Origin of the sequence: Pseudomonas sp. DR 5-09 (assembly GCF_001655595.1) — a bacterium.
Classification (GTDB): domain Bacteria; phylum Pseudomonadota; class Gammaproteobacteria; order Pseudomonadales; family Pseudomonadaceae; genus Aquipseudomonas; species Aquipseudomonas pharyngis.
The window spans coordinates 787,626-807,245 of record NZ_CP011566.1; the positions used below are offsets into that span (position 1 = coordinate 787,626).

The 19,620-nt window shown below is 58.4% G+C and carries 13 protein-coding genes, 2 tRNA genes and 3 rRNA genes; 9 read left to right on the forward strand and 9 right to left on the reverse strand.

Going from position 1 to position 19,620, the window contains the following annotated elements:
* The first annotated feature begins 3 nt into the window (after nt 1-3).
* On the forward strand, nt 4-1,095 hold the full coding sequence (locus PDR5_RS03435; RefSeq protein ID WP_064593280.1) for a calcium:proton antiporter: 1,092 nt from the start codon (nt 4-6) through the stop codon (nt 1,093-1,095).
* Between the two features lie 60 nt (nt 1,096-1,155).
* On the opposite strand, the gene PDR5_RS03440 is transcribed toward PDR5_RS03435, so the two are convergent.
* From PDR5_RS03440 to PDR5_RS03450, 3 genes are all read right to left on the reverse strand, one after another.
* Nucleotides 1,156-2,514, reverse strand: coding sequence for an 8-oxoguanine deaminase (locus PDR5_RS03440; RefSeq protein ID WP_064593281.1), 1,359 nt, complete (start codon nt 2,512-2,514; stop codon nt 1,156-1,158).
* Between the two features lie 183 nt (nt 2,515-2,697).
* Complete coding sequence (locus tag PDR5_RS03445) at nt 2,698-3,393, reverse strand: SDR family oxidoreductase (protein WP_011332317.1); 696 nt, start codon at nt 3,391-3,393, stop codon at nt 2,698-2,700.
* Nucleotides 3,394-3,420: 27 nt separating this feature from the next.
* A complete protein-coding gene (locus tag PDR5_RS03450; RefSeq protein ID WP_064593282.1) occupies nt 3,421-3,771 on the reverse strand; it encodes a MerR family transcriptional regulator in 351 nt (116 codons plus the stop codon).
* Between the two features lie 83 nt (nt 3,772-3,854).
* On the opposite strand from PDR5_RS03450, the gene PDR5_RS03455 reads away from it, so the two are divergent.
* Nucleotides 3,855-4,271: a hypothetical protein gene (locus tag PDR5_RS03455; protein WP_039773249.1), complete on the forward strand. Its 417-nt coding sequence runs from the start codon at nt 3,855-3,857 to the stop codon at nt 4,269-4,271.
* Here the strand turns inward: PDR5_RS03455 and PDR5_RS03460 are convergent.
* The 6 genes from PDR5_RS03460 to PDR5_RS03485 form a co-directional block, all read right to left on the reverse strand.
* Complete coding sequence (locus PDR5_RS03460) at nt 4,268-5,194, reverse strand: ABC transporter permease (RefSeq protein ID WP_039773215.1); 927 nt, start codon at nt 5,192-5,194, stop codon at nt 4,268-4,270. The two genes, PDR5_RS03455 and PDR5_RS03460, sit on opposite strands and share 4 nt — an antisense overlap.
* Nucleotides 5,194-6,300: an ABC transporter permease gene (locus PDR5_RS03465; protein WP_064593283.1), complete on the reverse strand. Its 1,107-nt coding sequence runs from the start codon at nt 6,298-6,300 to the stop codon at nt 5,194-5,196. The genes PDR5_RS03460 and PDR5_RS03465 overlap by 1 nt, the downstream gene beginning before the upstream one ends.
* Before the next feature lie 12 nt (nt 6,301-6,312).
* Nucleotides 6,313-7,863, reverse strand: a complete 1,551-nt coding sequence (locus PDR5_RS03470) for an ABC transporter ATP-binding protein (RefSeq protein ID WP_064593284.1) — start codon at nt 7,861-7,863, stop codon at nt 6,313-6,315.
* Between the two features lie 537 nt (nt 7,864-8,400).
* Nucleotides 8,401-8,982 carry an IMPACT family protein gene (locus PDR5_RS03475; RefSeq protein ID WP_064593285.1) on the reverse strand — a complete coding sequence of 194 codons (582 nt, stop codon included), beginning with the start codon at nt 8,980-8,982 and terminating at the stop codon, nt 8,401-8,403.
* 8 nt (nt 8,983-8,990) lie between these two features.
* Nucleotides 8,991-9,641 (reverse strand): TetR/AcrR family transcriptional regulator, encoded by a 651-nt coding sequence (locus tag PDR5_RS03480; RefSeq protein WP_011332324.1) that lies wholly within the window; start codon nt 9,639-9,641, stop codon nt 8,991-8,993.
* Between the two features lie 95 nt (nt 9,642-9,736).
* Entirely contained in the window at nt 9,737-10,657 is a 921-nt protein-coding gene (locus tag PDR5_RS03485) for a LysR family transcriptional regulator (protein ID WP_007958517.1), read from the reverse strand.
* Nucleotides 10,658-10,796: 139 nt separating this feature from the next.
* On the opposite strand from PDR5_RS03485, the gene PDR5_RS03490 reads away from it, so the two are divergent.
* The 7 genes from PDR5_RS03490 (at nt 10,797) to rrf (ending at nt 19,572) form a co-directional block, all read left to right on the forward strand.
* Nucleotides 10,797-12,146, forward strand: a complete 1,350-nt coding sequence (locus PDR5_RS03490) for an aspartate aminotransferase family protein (protein ID WP_011332325.1) — start codon at nt 10,797-10,799, stop codon at nt 12,144-12,146.
* Nucleotides 12,147-12,223: 77 nt separating this feature from the next.
* Nucleotides 12,224-13,717: a CoA-acylating methylmalonate-semialdehyde dehydrogenase gene (locus tag PDR5_RS03495; RefSeq protein ID WP_011332326.1), complete on the forward strand. Its 1,494-nt coding sequence runs from the start codon at nt 12,224-12,226 to the stop codon at nt 13,715-13,717.
* A gap of 633 nt (nt 13,718-14,350) precedes the next feature.
* Nucleotides 14,351-15,887, forward strand: a 16S ribosomal RNA gene (locus tag PDR5_RS03500).
* Between the two features lie 123 nt (nt 15,888-16,010).
* Nucleotides 16,011-16,087 (forward strand) — tRNA-Ile (locus PDR5_RS03505).
* A 10-nt stretch (nt 16,088-16,097) separates the two neighbouring features.
* A tRNA-Ala gene (locus PDR5_RS03510) sits at nt 16,098-16,173 on the forward strand.
* 238 nt (nt 16,174-16,411) lie between these two features.
* Nucleotides 16,412-19,302: ribosomal RNA gene (locus PDR5_RS03515) — 23S ribosomal RNA — on the forward strand.
* 154 nt (nt 19,303-19,456) lie between these two features.
* Nucleotides 19,457-19,572, forward strand: a 5S ribosomal RNA gene (rrf, locus tag PDR5_RS03520).
* Together the 16S, 23S and 5S rRNA genes with 2 tRNA genes alongside form the textbook arrangement of a ribosomal RNA operon.
* Nucleotides 19,573-19,620: the final 48 nt, after the last annotated feature.

Genomic DNA, 19,620 nt, shown 5'->3' on the forward strand with positions numbered 1-19,620 from the left:
GCCATGCTCACGATCCTCAAGCAAGAAAGCTTTCTGCTGTTGGCCGTCATCGCCACCTGTGTTGCGTATCCGCTGGAGCACTGGCTGCTGCACAGTGGCCAGTTTGTCGCGCTGACGGCCGGGCTGGTGCTGATCGCCTTCATCGTCGCCGCCTCGATGCGCGTTGCCCATCAGGCTGAACTGCTCGCGGAAAAAGTCGGCGATCCGTACGGCACGATGATCCTGACCCTCGCCGCCGTGCTGGTGGAAGTGGTGATCCTGGCGATCATGATGAGCAACGAAGCCTCGCCGACATTGGTACGCGACACGATCTATTCGGCGGTGATGCTCGACATCAACGGCATCCTCGGCCTCGCCGCGCTGATGGGCGGGATCAAGCATGGCGAGCAGTCCTACAACGACGATTCGGCCCGCAGTTACAGCGTGATGATTCTCACCGCCATGGGCGTGTCGATGGTGGTGCCGGAGTTCATTCCCGAGGCCAACTGGAAAATCTATTCGGCCTTCACCATCGGCGCGATGGTGGTGCTTTATGCGTTGTTCCTGCGCATGCAGGTCGGGCCGCACAGTTACTTTTTCAGCTACAGCTACCCGGACAAACGTCGCAAGAAAGAGCCCGTGGAACAGGAGCCGAAACCGGTCAGCCTGGCGCTGTCGATCGGCATTCTGGTGTTCGGTGTGGTGGTGATCGGCGCACTGGCCGAGGTGATGTCCAAGACCCTCGATCTGGGCCTGGAAGGGACGGGCGCACCACCGGTGATCACGGCGATTCTGGTGGCAGCGATTTCCGCGGCGCCGGAGATTCTGACCGCGTTACGCGCGGCGTTGGCTAACCGTATGCAGTCGGTGGTCAACATTGCGATGGGCGCTTCGTTGTCGACGGTGATCCTGACGGTGCCGGTGATGGAGGCGATGGCGCTCTATACGGGGCAGCCGTTTCAGATGGCGATGACCCCGGTGCAGACGGTGATGATCTTTATCACGCTGATCGTCAGCGCGATCAACCTCAATGACGGCGAGACCAATGCCATCGAGGGCATGACCCACTTTGTGCTGTTTGCGACGTTCATCATGCTGTCGTTGCTTGGTCTCTGAGCCGATCACAAAACCAAATGTGGGAGCAAGCCCGCTCCCACATTCAGACTTCCGCTTGGATCAGTTACCGGCAATCAACTGCCGAGCCGCCTGGCTGTGATCGGCAATCAGGCCTTTGAGATCCAGCCCTTCAACCTGCCCGTCAACCACGCGCCACTTGCCGCCGACCATCACGCGATCCGCCCGGTCCGCACCGCACAACAGCAACGCCGAGATCGGGTCATGGCTGCCGGAGAAGCGCAACTCATCGAGCTTGAACAACGCCAGATCCGCCTGCTTGCCGACCGCCAGTTCACCGATGTCGGTGCGACCCAGCAGGCTCGCCGAACCCTTGGTCGCCCAGCCCAGCACACGTTCCGGAGTGATCTTCTCGGCGCCGTAACGCAAGCGCTGGATGTACAGGGCCTGACGCGCTTCGAGGATCATGTTCGAGGCATCGTTGGACGCCGAGCCATCCACACCGATACCGAACAACGCGCCGGCATCGGTCAGATCGATACTCGGGCAGATGCCGGACGCCAGACGCATGTTCGAGCTCGGGCAATGGCAGATACCGGTGCCGGCCGCGCCGAGACGGGCGATTTCGTCGGGGTTGAAATGGATGCCGTGAGCCAGCCAGGTGCGTGGGCCGAGCCAGCCGACGCTGTCCAGATAATCCACCGTGCGCAGGCCGAAGCGTTGCAGGCAAAAGTCTTCTTCGTCGAGGGTTTCGGCGAGGTGAGTGTGCAGGCGCACATCGAGTTTGTTCGCCAGTTCGGCGCTGGCGGACATGATTTCCGCGGTCACCGAGAACGGCGAGCACGGCGCCAGAGCGATCTGGATTTGCGCGCCGTCGCCACGTTCGTGGTACTCGTGAATCAGGCGCTGACTGTCGTCGAGAATTACCTGGCCTTCCTGCACGGTCTGCTGCGGAGGCAGACCGCCGTCCTTCTCGCCGAGGCTCATCGAACCACGGGTGAGCATGGCGCGCATGCCCAGTTCGCGCACGGTTTCGACCTGCACGTCGATGGCGTTTTCCAGGCCATCCGGGAACAGGTAATGGTGATCGGCAGCGGTGGTGCAACCCGACAACAGCAACTCGGCCAGCGCGACTTTGCTGGCGAGGGCGAGCTTTTCAGGCGTCAGGCGCGCCCAGACCGGGTACAGGGTTTTCAGCCACGGGAACAACGGCTGATTGACCACCGGCGCCCAGGCGCGGGTCAGGGTCTGATAGAAGTGGTGATGGGTGTTGATCAGGCCCGGCAGGATCACGTGTTCACGGGCGTCGAACACTTCATTGCATGGCGCGGAAGGTTGCTGGCCGGCACCGAGCACTTCGGTGATCACACCGTCTTGCAGGACCAGACCGCCACGGGCATCGAGACCGTTGGCCGTGAAAATGGCGAGGGGATTTTTTAACCAGATACGGGTCGCAGGCATTGTGGCCGGCTCCTCTGAAAGTTGGGTTCAGGGTTGCCAGCTCAGTGTTGCCCTGTCTGCTGATCCAGGGTCGCCGCGAGGGGCGAGGTGCGGAGTTTCGAACAAAATGTTTCGACGGGCAAGCCCAACCCGACCAGACACCGGGATAACCCTGTGGGGGTGAGCCCCCACAGGGTCCAGTGATTACCAGGGAATGGTTTCACCCTTGTAGTTCACGAAGTGATGGCCGCCCTTGCCGGCGAACGCATCCACCTGATCCACCAGGCCACGGGTGCTGGTCTCCACGTCGATGTCGGCACCTTCACCGCCCATGTCGGTTTTCACCCAGCCCGGATGCAGCGACAGCACCGTAAGTTTCTGCTCGCCCAACTGCGTGACGAAGCTGTTGGTCATCGAGTTCAGCGCCGCTTTGCTGGCCTTGTACAGCGCCAGTTCCGGCGCGTCGGGCATGGTCACGCTGCCGAGCACCGAACTCATGAACGCCAGCACGCCGCTGCCGTCGCGGATCTGCCCGACAAAGCGCTGGGCCAGATTGATCGGTGCCACCGCGTTGGTGAAGAACAACTGACCGACTTCCGCCAGCGTCGCGCCGCCCGGGGTCTGCACTTCGGGGCCTTTGACCCCGGCGTTGACGAACAGCAGGTCGAAGGTCTCGCCCTTGAGCTTCTGGCTCAGGGCGATCACCGCTTGCTGGTCGTCCATGTCGAGTTTTTCGATTTGCACGTTGCCCAGTGCTTCGAGAGCCTCGGCGTTGGAAGGATTGCGAACCGTGGCGGTGACTTGCCAGCCGTCGGCCAGCAGGGTTTTCACCAGTCCCAGGCCCAGGCCCCGGGAGGCGCCGATGATCAATGCGTGCTTGGCAGGATTAAGTGCGGACATGATTGGCTTTCCTTGAAAGTTGAAAGATCACGGGTTCAATGGACAACGTTGACCGAGCCGATGCTGCAACTCCTGGCGCAACTCACCGAGTTCGGCCATGCGGGTTTCGACCAGCTTGAGTTTGTCTTGCAGCAGTTGCGTGACGGTGGTGTCAGGATTTGGCGATTGCCACAGCGCGCCAACGCTGCTGCCGATCTCGCCGAGAGTAAAGCCCAGACGCTGCGCCGTTTTGATGTAGAGCACCAATTGCACCATCTCCGGCGGATAGTCGCGATAACCGTTGGCGCTGCGTTGCGCCGCGATCAATCCGCGCTCCTCGTAAAAACGCAGCGTGTCACGGCTGACATCGCAGGCCTGGGCCAACTCACCGATGCGCATCTTGCAGGTCTCGAAAGTGTTTGACCCTGGAGCATACTCCAGGCTTTACCGTGGTTGCTCCCTGAATTTTCGGAGCAAGGATGATGTGGACTTCAACGCAGTATCGGCAGGTGGTGCGCGGCAGCGCCTGGTATGACTTGATCGTGACGGCGGCGTTTGTCACACCGTGGAGTTTTGCTGTGTTGCACGGGTTGCTGACGGCGCTGAGTCAGGCGCTGGAGCTGCCCGGCGAGCTGCCGCCGTTCGAACCTGCGCATCTGTTGATCGCCAATTTGTTCGGTTCGGTGGTGTGCATGTGGGCGGTGCTGCGGATTCGTGATCCGCAGCCGGTTTATGGGCGCTATGACGCGGTGACGCGGTTTCTGTTCGCCGCGTGGATGACGTATGCCCTGGCCCACGGCGCCAGTTCGTTGGTGGTGGGTTTCCTGGTTCTCGAAGTGGCGTGGGGCATCGCTCAGGCGTTGCCGGTCCGGCCGCTGTCGCGAGCCGTAGCGGCTTAGTGCCCGGCCTGCCACGGCTGCCCCAGTGATACCGGCGCGTACAACCGTGTACGCAGCGCATCCCGCGACAACAACACCAGCACCAGAATCGTCGCGACATACGGCAGCATCGCCAGCAGACTTGAAGGAATCGCCAGCCCCAACCCCTGCGCCACCAGGTGCAGGATGCTGGCGAGTCCGAACAGATACGCGCCGAGCAGCAAGCGCCACACCCGCCAACTGGCGAACACCACCAGCGCCAGGGCGATCCAGCCGCGTCCGGCGGTCATGTTCTCGGCCCACATCGGCGTGTAAGCCAGCGACAGATAAGCGCCGGCCAGTCCGGCCATCGCCCCGCCGAACAACACCGCCAGTGTGCGCACGGTCAGCACCGGCAAACCCATGGCACTGGCCGCATCCGGGTTCTCGCCGACCGCTTGAATGATCAGCCCGACACGGCTTTTCACGATCACCCACGCCACCAGCGCAAACAGCGCGAACGACAGGTACACCAGCAGATCCTGGGCAAACAGCATGCGGCCGATCAGCGGGATTTCGCTCAAGTAAGGAATCGCCAGCGGCTCGAATCCCGCCAGCGGTTTGCCGACCCACGCCGCGCCGACAAAGGTCGACAGGCCGACGCCAAAAATCGTCAGCGCCAGTCCGGTCGCCACCTGATTGGCGTTGAACACCAGCGCCACCAGAGCAAACAGCGACGACAGCAACATCCCGGCGAGCATCGCGAGCACCACGCCGAGCCACAGGTTGCCGCTGTTGAACGCGACGATGAAACCGATCACCGCGCCAAACAGCATCATGCCTTCCTGACCGAGGTTGAGTACGCCGCTCTTCTCGCAGATCAATTCACCCAGCGCCACCAGCAGCAGTGGCGTACCGCAGCGCACCATGGCGTAGAAAATATTGCTCAACAGATCGATATCCATCACAGCGCTCCGGCGGTTACGGCGGTGGTAGAAGTGCGCCGCACCCAGCGCAGGTTAAGACGTGGCCGATAGAGGATCAGCACGTCACAGGCCAGCAGGAAAAACAGCATCATTCCCTGAAATAACTGAGTGATCGCCTGCGGCAGATTCAGCGTCATCTGTGCGCTCTCGCCACCGATGTACAGCAGCGCCATCAACAGGCTGGAAAACAGAATGCCGATCGGATTGAGCCTGCCGAGAAATGCCACGGTGATCGCCGCGTAGCCGTAGCCCGGCGAGACCTGCGGCACCAGTTGGCCGATCGGTCCGGTGACTTCGCAGACACCGGCCAGTCCCGCCAATCCTCCGCTGATCAGTAGTGCGAGCCAGATCAGACGCTTCTCGCGAAACCCGACAAACCCTGCCGCACGCTTGTCCAGCCCCAGCACCTTGATCTGGAAACCGACGAAGCTTTTCTGCAGCAACACCCACACCGCGACCAGCGCGAGCAAGGCGAAATACACGCCGATGTGTGCCCGACCGTCCTCCATTAACAGCGGCAGGCGGCTGGCGTCGCTGAACATTGCCGATTCGGGAAAATTGAATCCGGCCGGATCCTTCAGCGGCCCGTGTACGCAGAACAGCAACAGGTTCAGCGCGATGTAGTTGAGCATGATGCTGGTGAGGATTTCGTTGGCATTGAAGCGGGTACGCAACCAGGCGGTGAGCCCGGCCCAGGCGGCGCCGGCGAACGTGCCGGTCAGCAGGATCAGCACCAGCGCCCAGCGGCTTTGCATGTCGATGATGTTCACCGCCAGCGCACTGCCGGCCAGCGCGCCGAGCAGCAATTGGCCTTCGGCACCGATGTTCCAGATCCGCGCCTGATAGGCCACCGCGAGGCCCAGCGCACACAGCAGAATCGGCAGGGTTTTGACCAGCAGCTCGGAGACGCCATACAGGTCGCTGACCGGGGCGATCAGCAAAGTATGCAAAGTCTTCAGCGGATCGTGGCCAAGGGCGACGAACAGCAACGATCCGCAGACCAGCGTCAGCACCGCCGCCAGCACCGGCGAGCACCAGAGCATCAGGCGCGATTGCCGGCCACGGGGTTCGAGGGAAAGCAACATGGGAAAACTCCGTTAAACCGTGGCCGGTTGTGATTGAGGGGTGTCGAACTGGCCGGCCATCCAGCCGCCGACGTCGCTGAGGCGGGTTTGCGCCGTGTCCTGCAACACCGACAGGCGCCCGCCGCACAGCGCGCCGAGGCGGTCGCTGATCTGGAACAGTTCGTCGAGGTCTTCGGAGATCACCAGAATCGCCGCCCCGGCATCGCGCAGGGCAATCAGCGCCCGGTGAATGGTGGCCGCCGCGCCGACATCCACGCCCCAGGTCGGGTGCGCGGCGATCAGCAGTTTCGGTTGCTGGAGGATTTCCCGGCCGAGGATGAATTTCTGCAGGTTGCCGCCGGACAGGCTGCGGGCGGCGGTCTGGGTGTCCGGGGTTTTCACGCCGAAGCGCTCGATGATCGTTTGGGCGAGGGCTTCGACCTTGCCGCGCTCGATCAAACCGTGGCTGACCAGGCCTTGTTGAAAGGCGGTGAGCAGGGCGTTGTCCGCCAGGCTCATGTCCGGCACCGCGCCATGCCCGAGGCGTTCGGCGGGGACGAACGCCAGGCCGAGTTTGCGTCGGGCATCCGGGCGCTGATCGGCGACAGGGTGTTCCTGGAAGCAGATGGTTTGCGCTGCATCGCGGTGCAGTGTTTGCTCGCCGCTGAGCAATGCCAGAAGCTCGTCCTGCCCGTTGCCCGCCACGCCGGCGATGCCGACGATTTCACCGCTGCGCACCTGCAGATCGATGTCGTTCAGGGAGCAACCGAACGGATCCGGGTTGTGCCAGTTCAGACCGCTGACCTGCAAGAACGCCGCGCCACCGGTGACCTTCGTGAACTCGCCGATCAAGGTCGCGGCGTCGCCCACCATCAATTGCGCCAGTTGCCGATCAGTGCAGTCTGCGGGCACGCAATGCCCGGCCACCCGACCACCACGCAACACTGTGGCGCTGTGGCACAAGGCGCGCACCTCGCCAAGTTTGTGGCTGATGAACAGAATGCTGCAGCCTTCGGCCGCGAGCCGGCGCAGGGTGATGAACAACTCTTCGGCTTCCTGCGGCGTGAGCACCGAGGTCGGTTCGTCGAGAATCAGCAGGCGAATGTCCTGCATCAGGCAACGCACAATCTCGACCCGTTGCCGCTCGCCGATCGACAGGCTGTGGACAAGTCGCTGGGGTTCCAGCGCCATGCCATATCGGCGCGACACTTCACGGATTTTCGCCTCAAGCTGTTTCGGCGAACCGGCCGCTGCACCCATCGCCAATGCAATGTTCTGCGCCACGCTCAAGGTCTCGAACAGCGAGAAATGCTGGAACACCATGCCGATGCCCAACTGCCGCGCCTGGGCCGGGTTGCGCATAGTCACCGGTTGACCCTGCCACAGCATCTCACCCGAATCGGCCTGGGTGACGCCGTAGATGATCTTCATCAACGTGCTTTTGCCTGCACCGTTTTCACCGAGCAGCGCGTGGATTTCACCGGGGGCGATGCTCAGGTCGATGGCGTCATTGGCAAGGCAACCGGGATAACGTTTGCTGATTTGGCGCAGTTGCAGCTGCGGTGTGGACGTGGGGTTTGGCATGACAGGCTCGGGTTGCTTGGAGTTGTGCCTGTGGATAAAGCAATTTCCTGGCCATTGAGTCAGGAACGCAGGTGGCTGCTGTTTGCCAGCCTGTGGCGCAGAGCCTGTGAATCGAATTCGGTTGCCTGCACGGCACCACTTGAGGGCAAAGCCTTTGATCAGGCTCCAGTTTTGCCCGCAACTGGCTGATCAAAAAACGAGCAACCCCGCCGAAGCCATGCAGAACCTGCGACTGCGCCAGCCATGAACGGCTTATCCACAGGTTGCTCCACAGTATTTGTGCGCAAGACAAAATCCCGGGCATAAGCACTGCCGGGCTTTCTTCTAAAGGCGATAAACAACGCTAAGCGATTGTTTTTACGTGAAATTGTTCATTGCGATGGGAGATTGGACGAAAAGTGAGCAAATCCCGCAAAGCCACGTGACAGAAGGGTTACAGCCTCCTGTGCTCAGGTTATCCACAGCCGGGTGCACAGCGGATGTGGGCAAGTCTCGGGCATAAGCAAACGGGCTGGTGCCCCAAAACATGGCGGGGCTTCAACGCTGCAGCAGGATTCGCCCGCGGCTCAGGTCGGCCAGCTGATTCTGCAACAGCTCGATGTGCGCTTCGCCCACGGCCAGTTGCAACTCGACACCATTGGCGGTGAAGTTTTCCTCGACCACCAATCCGCCCAGATCCGCGACCCGCAGCTTTACCAGCGCCAGTTCGCCAAAGGCGCAGGCGCAATGCACGGGCACGCGGCTGATCAACTCGATCTTCGGCGCGGCTTGCAGGCACTTGTTGGCGCCGCCGCCATAGGCCCGGGCCAGGCCGCCGGTGCCCAGCTGAATGCCGCCGTACCAGCGGATCACCAGCACCGCGACCTGATCGCAGTCCTGCGCTTCGATGGCCGCGAGAATCGGCCGCCCGGCAGTGCCGCCGGGTTCGCCGTCGTCGTTGCTGCGGTACTGATCGCCGAGCTTCCACGCCCAGCAATTGTGCGAAGCGTTCAAGTCGCTGTGTTGCTCGATGAAGGCTTGCGCATCGGCAGGGCTGCCGATCGGCGCGGCGAAGGTGATGAAGCGGCTTTTGCGAATCTCTTCGCGGAATTCGCAAAAGCCGCTGAGGGTGAATGGCATAAAACGACTTATATAGAAGAAGTGAGGCCGCAGCCTTTGAGGATGATGCGGATCAGATTGTTGCCGGCGTCTTCCATGTCCTGTTTGGTCAACTTGCTGCGACCGGTCACCCGACAGATCTGGGTGGCGAAGTCGGCGTAATGCTGGGTGCTGCCCCACAACAGGAAGATCAGGTGCACCGGGTCGACCGGATCCATTTTGCCCGCGTCGATCCAGGCCTGGAACACGCCGGCGCGGCCCTGGAACCAGGCGCGGTAATCCTGATTGAAATATTCGGTGAGGCATTCGCCGCCGCTGATCACTTCCATCGCGAAGATCCGCGACGCTTGCGGCTGGCGACGGGAGAATTCCATTTTCGCGCGGATGTAGCGGGTCAGTGCTTCGGCCGGATCGTCCTCGGCCGTCAGGGTATTGAAGGTGCTGTCCCACAATTGAAGGATGTTGCTCAGCACCGCCACGTACAACCCGAGCTTGTTGGTGAAGTAGTAATGCAGGTTCGCCTTGGGCAGTCCGGCCTTGGTGGCGATGGTGTTCATGCTCGTGCCTTTGTACCCGTGACGGGCGAACTCGTCTTCGGCGGCTTTGATGATGGTCTCTTCGTTCTTCTGACGAATGCGGCTGGCGGGTTTGCCGCCGTGGGCTGGGACTTCAAAGGTCATAGGCACTTCCGGGTTTGTCTGTGGGGTGCAACCAGTTGCGTTGATAGCGCAACCATCGGCGCGGGACAAGCCCCGGGCGAATAAAACCCCGGTCGTCAGCGGGTGGCGGCGAGGCTCTCGAGAAAACTTTCCAGTACCAGATGAGGGCGACGGCCCTTGCGGGTAACCGAGGCCAGGCTCAAATCATAGAAGCGGGTACTGGCCTTGAGCGCGCGCAAGCGACCTTGTTGAACCCAGAGACTGGCGTAGTGATCCGGCAGGTAGCCGATGTAGCGCCCGGTCAGAATCAGGAACGCCATGCCTTCGCGGTCGGAAGCGCTGGCGGTGCAGTTGAGCGCCTGATAGTGCGCCTGGATCTCCGCCGGCAAACGGAAGGTCGGGGCGATGGCGTCCTGACTGTTCAAGCGTTCGTCATCCAGCTGTTTATCGTCGACGTAAAACAACGGATGACCAACTGCGCAGTAGAGCAGCGAACGTTCGCTGTACAGCGGTTGGTATTCCAGTCCCGACAACGCACTGGCCTGCGGCACCACGCCGACATGCAGGCGACCGTCGAGCACACCTTGTTCGACTTCGTTGGGGGCGATCATGCGGATCTGGATTTGCACGTCTGGCCCGCGTTCCTTCAACTGCGCGAGAGCGTGGGTGATGCGCATGTGGGGCAGGGTGACGAGGTTGTCGGTCAGGCCGATGATCAGTTCACCACGCAGGTGCTGGTGCAGGCCGTTGACCTCGGTGCGGAAACTTTCCAATGCACTCAACAGTTGCAGCGCCGACTGGTAAACCTCGCGGCCTTCCTCGGTCAGGGAGAAACCGGCGCGCCCGCGTTGGCACAGTCGCAGGCCGAGGCGTTGTTCCAGATCGCTCATCTGCTGGCTGATCGCCGAGCGACCGATGCCGAGCACGGTTTCCGCTGCCGAGAAGCCGCCGCACTCCACCACGCTGCGAAAAATTCGCAGCAGGCGAATGTCAAAGTCACTGACCTGGGCCAGTGGATCGGGGCGGCGGCTGCTCATGCTGTTGTGCTCATTGTTTAGCAGAGTTCTAACTGAAGGTTAGAAGAGTTGAATTTCACCGACTTTATCCCCGTGGCAATTTAGCTGCAACAACGCTTTCTATCGCTCTGAAGCTTATTGCCCTGCGAGGTTTTGCCCGATGAACATGCCTGAAAACGCGCCGTCGCCACTGGCCAGCCAACTGAAGCTGGACGCGCACTGGATGCCGTACACCGCCAACCGCAACTTCCAGCGCGACCCGCGCCTGATCGTTGGTGCCGAAGGCAGCTGGCTGATCGACGACAAGGGCCGCAAGGTGTACGACTCGCTGTCCGGTCTGTGGACCTGCGGCGCCGGGCATACCCGCAAGGAAATCCAGGAAGCGGTGGCCAAGCAGTTGGGCACTCTCGATTACTCGCCGGGCTTCCAGTACGGCCACCCGCTGTCGTTCCAGCTGGCGGAGAAAATCACCGACCTGACGCCGGGCAACCTGAATCACGTGTTCTTCACCGACTCCGGTTCCGAGTGCGCCGATACCGCGGTGAAAATGGTCCGTGCTTACTGGCGCCTGAAAGGCCAGTCGACCAAGACCAAGATGATCGGCCGCGCCCGTGGTTATCACGGCGTGAACATCGCCGGCACCAGCCTCGGCGGCGTCAACGGCAACCGCAAGCTGTTCGGTCAGGCGATGATGGATGTCGATCACCTGCCGCACACTCTGCTGGCGAGCAATGCGTTCTCCCGTGGCATGCCGGAGCAGGGCGGTATCGCCCTTGCCGATGAGCTGTTGAAGCTGATCGAGCTGCACGATGCTTCGAACATCGCAGCGGTGTTCGTTGAGCCGATGGCCGGTTCCGCTGGCGTGCTGGTTCCGCCGCAGGGCTACCTGAAGCGTCTGCGTGAAATCTGCGATCAGCACAACATCCTGCTGGTGTTCGACGAAGTGATCACCGGTTTCGGCCGTACCGGCACCATGTTCGGCGCCACCACCTTCGGTGTGACCCCGGATCTGATGTGCATCGCCAAGCAAGTCACCAACGGCGCGATCCCGATGGGCGCGGTAATTGCCAGCTCCGAGATCTACCAGACCTTCATGAACCAGCCGACCCCGGAATACGCTGTGGAATTTCCGCACGGCTACACCTACTCGGCGCACCCGGTGGCTTGCGCCGCTGGCCTGGCGGCACTCGACCTGCTGCAAAAGGAAAACCTGGTGCAGAGCGTGGCTGAAGTTGCACCGCATTTCGAAAATGCCCTGCATGGCCTGAAAGGCGCGAAGAACGTCATCGACATTCGCAACTTCGGTCTGGCCGGTGCAATCCAGATCGCGGGCCGTGACGGCGACGCCATCGTGCGTCCGTTCGAAGCCGGCATGGCGTTGTGGAAGGCCGGGTTCTACGTTCGCTTCGGCGGCGACACCCTGCAGTTCGGCCCAACCTTCAACAGCAAGCCGCAGGACCTTGATCGTCTGTTCGACGCGGTCGGCGAAGTGCTGAACAAGCTCGACTGATTTTTCCTTCTATATAGATACGCCAATGGCAGGCGCCCCTTGCGGGCGTCCGCGCACAAGAATTCAGGAGTTCCCCGATGAGCGTTATCCCGCATTTGATCAATGGCGAACTGGTGACCGAGAACGGTCGCGCGGTCGATGTGTTCAACCCGTCCACCGGTCAGGCTATCCACAAGCTGCCGCTGGCCAGCCGTGAAACCATCCAGCACGCCATTGATGCCGCCAAGGCTGCGTTCCCGGCCTGGCGCAATACGCCACCGGCCAAACGTGCCCAGGTGATGTTCCGTTTCAAGCAACTGCTGGAGCAGAACGAAGCACGCATCGCGCAATTGATCAGCGAAGAACACGGCAAGACTCTGGAAGATGCTGCCGGTGAACTGAAGCGTGGCATCGAGAACGTCGAGTTCGCCTGCGCAGCGCCGGAAATCCTCAAGGGCGAGTACAGCCGCAACGTCGGCCCGAACATCGATGCCTGGTCGGACTTCCAGCCGCTGGGCGTGGTGGCCGGCATCACCCCGTTCAACTTCCCGGCGATGGTGCCGCTGTGGATGTATCCGCTGGCGATCGTTTGCGGCAACTGCTTCATCCTCAAGCCGTCCGAACGCGACCCAAGCTCGACCCTGCTGATCGCGCAACTGCTGCTCGAAGCCGGCCTGCCAAAAGGCGTGCTGAGCGTGGTGCACGGTGACAAGACTGCGGTGGACGCGCTGATTGAAGCGCCGGAAGTCAAAGCGCTGAGCTTCGTGGGTTCGACGCCGATTGCCGAGTACATCTATGCCGAAGGCACCAAGCGCGGCAAGCGCGTACAGGCACTGGGCGGCGCGAAGAACCATGCGGTGCTGATGCCGGATGCGGATCTGGACAACGCGGTCAGCGCACTGATGGGCGCGGCTTACGGTTCCTGCGGTGAACGCTGCATGGCGATTTCGGTGGCGGTGTGTGTTGGCGATCAGGTGGCCGATGCACTGGTGGCCAAACTGGTCCCTCAGATCAAGGCGCTGAAAATCGGTGCCGGCACTTCGTGTGGTCTGGATATGGGGCCGCTCGTAACCGGTCAGGCGCGTGACAAGGTCAGCGGTTATGTCGAAGACGGCGTGGCGGCGGGCGCGACTCTGGTGGTCGACGGTCGTGGTCTGAGCGTTGCCGGTCATGAAGAAGGCTTCTTCCTGGGGGGCTGCCTGTTCGACAACGTCACGCCTGAGATGCGCATCTATAAAGAAGAGATCTTCGGGCCGGTGCTGTGCGTCGTCCGGGTGAACAGCCTGGAAGAGGCGATGCAACTGATCAATGATCACGAATACGGCAACGGCACCTGCATCTTCACTCGTGACGGTGAAGCGGCGCGTCTGTTCTGCGACGAGATCGAAGTCGGCATGGTCGGGGTCAACGTTCCACTGCCGGTGCCGGTGGCTTACCACAGCTTCGGCGGCTGGAAGCGCTCGCTGTTCGGCGACCTGCATGCTTACGGTCCGGATGGTGTGCGCTTCTATACCCGTCGCAAGGCGATCACCCAGCGATGGCCACAGCGTGCGAGCCATGAGGCGTCGCAGTTCGCATTCCCTAGCTTGTAAGTAGAAGGGCAGTGCAAAGAAGGCCGACCTTTTAAGGTCGGCCTCCGCGTTTCGAGGCATTTTTGACCGATATGACAGATTTATGAAAATAAGGGTTGACGGCGAATTCCAGAGGTCTATAATTCGCCCCACTTCCGGCGCAGTCGAAACGGAAAACTCCTTGAAATTCAATGAGTTAAGTAGGTTTCGATAGTGGGTCGCTTCAGTTCATCGAAGCCTGGAGGCAGTTGGAAATGCCGGTTTGTTGGGTGCTTTCAACGGTTCGATCCTCTCGGTCGAAAGCGGAGAAAAAGAGGTGTTGACAGCAGCGTGTAACGCTGTAGAATTCGCCTCCCGCTAACGAGAGATCGGAAGCGCAAGTGGTTGAAGTTGTTGAAGAAATCTTCGAAAACTTCTGAAAATAATCACTTGACAGCAAATGAGGCTGCTGTAGAATGCGCGCCTCGGTTGAGACGAAAGATCTTAACCAACCGCTCTTTAACAACTGAATCAAGCAATTCGTGTGGGTACTTGTGGAGTCAGACTGATAGTCAGAAAGATTATCAGCATCACAAGTTACTCCGCGAGAAATCAAAGATGTAACCAACGATTGCTGAGCCAAGTTTAGGGTTTCTTAAAAACCCAAAGATGTTTGAACTGAAGAGTTTGATCATGGCTCAGATTGAACGCTGGCGGCAGGCCTAACACATGCAAGTCGAGCGGATGAAGGGAGCTTGCTCCTGAATTCAGCGGCGGACGGGTGAGTAATGCCTAGGAATCTGCCTGGTAGTGGGGGACAACGTTTCGAAAGGAACGCTAATACCGCATACGTCCTACGGGAGAAAGCAGGGGACCTTCGGGCCTTGCGCTATCAGATGAGCCTAGGTCGGATTAGCTAGTTGGTGAGGTAATGGCTCACCAAGGCGACGATCCGTAACTGGTCTGAGAGGATGATCAGTCACACTGGAACTGAGACACGGTCCAGACTCCTACGGGAGGCAGCAGTGGGGAATATTGGACAATGGGCGAAAGCCTGATCCAGCCATGCCGCGTGTGTGAAGAAGGTCTTCGGATTGTAAAGCACTTTAAGTTGGGAGGAAGGGTTGTAGATTAATACTCTGCAATTTTGACGTTACCGACAGAATAAGCACCGGCTAACTCTGTGCCAGCAGCCGCGGTAATACAGAGGGTGCAAGCGTTAATCGGAATTACTGGGCGTAAAGCGCGCGTAGGTGGTTCGTTAAGTTGGATGTGAAATCCCCGGGCTCAACCTGGGAACTGCATCCAAAACTGGCGAGCTAGAGTATGGTAGAGGGTGGTGGAATTTCCTGTGTAGCGGTGAAATGCGTAGATATAGGAAGGAACACCAGTGGCGAAGGCGACCACCTGGACTGATACTGACACTGAGGTGCGAAAGCGTGGGGAGCAAACAGGATTAGATACCCTGGTAGTCCACGCCGTAAACGATGTCAACTAGCCGTTGGGAGCCTTGAGCTCTTAGTGGCGCAGCTAACGCATTAAGTTGACCGCCTGGGGAGTACGGCCGCAAGGTTAAAACTCAAATGAATTGACGGGGGCCCGCACAAGCGGTGGAGCATGTGGTTTAATTCGAAGCAACGCGAAGAACCTTACCAGGCCTTGACATCCAATGAACTTTCCAGAGATGGATTGGTGCCTTCGGGAACATTGAGACAGGTGCTGCATGGCTGTCGTCAGCTCGTGTCGTGAGATGTTGGGTTAAGTCCCGTAACGAGCGCAACCCTTGTCCTTAGTTACCAGCACGTTATGGTGGGCACTCTAAGGAGACTGCCGGTGACAAACCGGAGGAAGGTGGGGATGACGTCAAGTCATCATGGCCCTTACGGCCTGGGCTACACACGTGCTACAATGGTCGGTACAAAGGGTTGCCAAGCCGCGAGGTGGAGCTAATCCCATAAAACCGATCGTAGTCCGGATCGCAGTCTGCAACTCGACTGCGTGAAGTCGGAATCGCTAGTAATCGCGAATCAGAATGTCGCGGTGAATACGTTCCCGGGCCTTGTACACACCGCCCGTCACACCATGGGAGTGGGTTGCACCAGAAGTAGCTAGTCTAACCTTCGGGAGGACGGTTACCACGGTGTGATTCATGACTGGGGTGAAGTCGTAACAAGGTAGCCGTAGGGGAACCTGCGGCTGGATCACCTCCTTAATCGACGACATCAGCTGCTCCATAAGTTCCCACACGAATTGCTTGATTCATTGAAGAAGACGATAGAAGCAGATTTAAGCTCCAAGCTGATAGCTCAGAGCTAGCAGTTACAAGCTCGAAATTGGGTCTGTAGCTCAGTTGGTTAGAGCGCACCCCTGATAAGGGTGAGGTCGGCAGTTCGAATCTGCCCAGACCCACCAATTTTGTTATGGGGCCATAGCTCAGCTGGGAGAGCGCCTGCCTTGCACGCAGGAGGTCAGCGGTTCGATCCCGCTTGGCTCCACCATAAACTGCTTCGAAAGTTTGAGAGTTTAGAAATGAATATTCGAGTTGAATATTGATTTCTAGTCTTTTGATTAGATCGTTCTTTAAAAATTTGGGTATGTGATAGAAAGATAGACTGATGGCCACTTTCACTGGTGGTGATCAGGCTAAGGTAAAATTTGTGAGTTCTCTTAGTTGAGAAATTCGAATTTTCGGCGAATGTCGTCTTCACAGTATAACCAGATTGCTTGGGGTTATATGGTCAAGTGAAGAAGCGCATACGGTGGATGCCTTGGCAGTCAGAGGCGATGAAAGACGTGGTAGCCTGCGAAAAGCTTCGGGGAGTCGGCAAACAGACTTTGATCCGGAGATGTCTGAATGGGGGAACCCAGCCATCACAAGATGGTTATCTTGTACTGAATACATAGGTGCAAGAGGCGAACCAGGGGAACTGAAACATCTAAGTACCCTGAGGAAAAGAAATCAACCGAGATTCCCTTAGTAGTGGCGAGCGAACGGGGACTAGCCCTTAAGTGGCTTTGAGATTAGCGGAACGCTCTGGAAAGTGCGGCCATAGTGGGTGATAGCCCTGTACGCGAAAATCTCTTAGTCATGAAATCGAGTAGGACGGAGCACGAGAAACTTTGTCTGAATATGGGGGGACCATCCTCCAAGGCTAAATACTACTGACTGACCGATAGTGAACTAGTACCGTGAGGGAAAGGCGAAAAGAACCCCGGAGAGGGGAGTGAAATAGATCCTGAAACCGTATGCGTACAAGCAGTGGGAGCAGACTTTGTTCTGTGACTGCGTACCTTTTGTATAATGGGTCAGCGACTTATTTTCAGTGGCGAGCTTAACCGAATAGGGGAGGCGTAGCGAAAGCGAGTCTTAATAGGGCGTCTAGTCGCTGGGAATAGACCCGAAACCGGGCGATCTATCCATGGGCAGGTTGAAGGTTAGGTAACACTGACTGGAGGACCGAACCGACTACCGTTGAAAAGTTAGCGGATGACCTGTGGATCGGAGTGAAAGGCTAATCAAGCTCGGAGATAGCTGGTTCTCCTCGAAAGCTATTTAGGTAGCGCCTCATGTATCACTGTAGGGGGTAGAGCACTGTTTCGGCTAGGGGGTCATCCCGACTTACCAAACCGATGCAAACTCCGAATACCTACAAGTGCCGAGCATGGGAGACACACGGCGGGTGCTAACGTCCGTCGTGAAAAGGGAAACAACCCAGACCGTCAGCTAAGGTCCCAAAGTTATGGTTAAGTGGGAAACGATGTGGGAAGGCTTAGACAGCTAGGAGGTTGGCTTAGAAGCAGCCACCCTTTAAAGAAAGCGTAATAGCTCACTAGTCGAGTCGGCCTGCGCGGAAGATGTAACGGGGCTCAAACCATACACCGAAGCTACGGGTATCACGCAAGTGATGCGGTAGAGGAGCGTTCTGTAAGCCTGTGAAGGTGAGTTGAGAAGCTTGCTGGAGGTATCAGAAGTGCGAATGCTGACATGAGTAACGACAATGGGTGTGAAAAACACCCACGCCGAAAGACCAAGGTTTCCTGCGCAACGTTAATCGACGCAGGGTTAGTCGGTCCCTAAGGCGAGGCTGAAAAGCGTAGTCGATGGAAAACAGGTTAATATTCCTGTACTTCTGGTTATTGCGATGGAGGGACGGAGAAGGCTAGGCCAGCTTGGCGTTGGTTGTCCAAGTTTAAGGTGGTAGGCTGAAATCTTAGGTAAATCCGGGGTTTCAAGGCCGAGAGCTGATGACGAGTTGCCTTTAGGCGACGAAGTGGTTGATGCCATGCTTCCAAGAAAAGCTTCTAAGCTTCAGATAACCAGGAACCGTACCCCAAACCGACACAGGTGGTTGGGTAGAGAATACCAAGGCGCTTGAGAGAACTCGGGTGAAGGAACTAGGCAAAATGGCACCGTAACTTCGGGAGAAGGTGCGCCGGTGAGGGTGAAGCACTTGCTGCGTAAGCCCACGCCGGTCGAAGATACCAGGCCGCTGCGACTGTTTATTAAAAACACAGCACTCTGCAAACACGAAAGTGGACGTATAGGGTGTGACGCCTGCCCGGTGCCGGAAGGTTAATTGATGGGGTTAGCTAACGCGAAGCTCTTGATCGAAGCCCCGGTAAACGGCGGCCGTAACTATAACGGTCCTAAGGTAGCGAAATTCCTTGTCGGGTAAGTTCCGACCTGCACGAATGGCGTAACGATGGCGGCGCTGTCTCCACCCGAGACTCAGTGAAATTGAAATCGCTGTGAAGATGCAGTGTATCCGCGGCTAGACGGAAAGACCCCGTGAACCTTTACTATAGCTTTGCACTGGACTTTGAATTTGCTTGTGTAGGATAGGTGGGAGGCTTTGAAGCGTGGACGCCAGTTCGCGTGGAGCCATCCTTGAAATACCACCCTGGCAACTTTGAGGTTCTAACTCAGGTCCGTCATCCGGATCGAGGACAGTGTATGGTGGGTAGTTTGACTGGGGCGGTCTCCTCCTAAAGAGTAACGGAGGAGTACGAAGGTGCGCTCAGACCGGTCGGAAATCGGTCGTAGAGTATAAAGGCAAAAGCGCGCTTGACTGCGAGACAGACACGTCGAGCAGGTACGAAAGTAGGTCTTAGTGATCCGGTGGTTCTGTATGGAAGGGCCATCGCTCAACGGATAAAAGGTACTCCGGGGATAACAGGCTGATACCGCCCAAGAGTTCATATCGACGGCGGTGTTTGGCACCTCGATGTCGGCTCATCACATCCTGGGGCTGAAGCCGGTCCCAAGGGTATGGCTGTTCGCCATTTAAAGTGGTACGCGAGCTGGGTTTAGAACGTCGTGAGACAGTTCGGTCCCTATCTGCCGTGGACGTTTGAGATTTGAGAGGGGCTGCTCCTAGTACGAGAGGACCGGAGTGGACGAACCTCTGGTGTTCCGGTTGTCACGCCAGTGGCATTGCCGGGTAGCTATGTTCGGGAAAGATAACCGCTGAAAGCATCTAAGCGGGAAACTTGCCTCAAGATGAGATCTCACTGGAACCTTGAGTTCCCTGAAGGGCCGTCGAAGACTACGACGTTGATAGGTTGGGTGTGTAAGCGCTGTGAGGCGTTGAGCTAACCAATACTAATTGCCCGTGAGGCTTGACCATATAACACCCAAGCAATCTGTAGACTCGAAAGAGACCAGATTGCGGTGTGTGAAGACGCAATGAACCGAAAGTTCGATGCTCACAAAACACCTAGCTGTCACATACCCAATTTGCTGAAGCGAGGCCATTTGGTCACGAGTCAGTACCCGAATTTCTTGACGACCATAGAGCGTTGGAACCACCTGATCCCATCCCGAACTCAGAAGTGAAACGATGCATCGCCGATGGTAGTGTGGGGTTTCCCCATGTGAGAGTAGGTCATCGTCAAGATTAAATTCCGAAACCCCAATTGCGAAAGCAGTTGGGGTTTTGTTTTGC